1 pseudogene is annotated in these 571 nt (G+C 29.9%); it reads right to left on the bottom strand.

The annotated features are described in order from the left end of the window. A pseudogene (locus NL42_RS19445) lies at positions 1–525 on the bottom strand (exo-alpha-sialidase); the annotation flags it as partial. Positions 526–571: the final 46 nt, after the last annotated feature.

Genomic DNA, 571 nt, shown 5'->3' with positions numbered 1-571 from the left:
ATGTTTTTCAGATCTTGCTATTAAGTAGGCATCATTAGCATGGGTTAAATTAATACGTCCTAAATCAGTTGTGGTATTTTCTAGTACTTTAAAAGTACCCATCGGGTCAGGTTTATCTTTATCATTTAAATTAATAAATTGGAATTTTCCTGAAAGATAAGGGTTTATGGATGGTTGATAGTTGCTTAATTCAACAATCCGATATTCGCCAGCTGGTAGTTGTCCACTATAAATAAATGTAGAGCGAGAAACATCTGAATTTATTATTTTAATTTCATAGATTTTATTATTTTTCTGTATTGCAGTTTTTTCTGTAAGGCTTTCTATTTTTAAAGAAGGAAAAATTATTCCACTATTAAAACTAATACTGAGTACAATAGGATTTAGTTTTTCATCTGGTTTTATAGACTCCAGAACTCCTTTTGCTTGTTTATTCGTTATTTTCGGTTGTGGTGTCGTTGCACATGCTTGTAGAAGCACGAGCGCTATTAAGGTAACCCCTAATCTTAAATTAAATTTACTCATTTGTTGTGGATTCCAAATTTAGAAAATATTTTAAAATAAAGTACTT

This window comes from Acinetobacter sp. GN11 (genome assembly GCF_054823985.1).
This window is presented reverse-complemented; position numbering and strand designations above follow the sequence as displayed.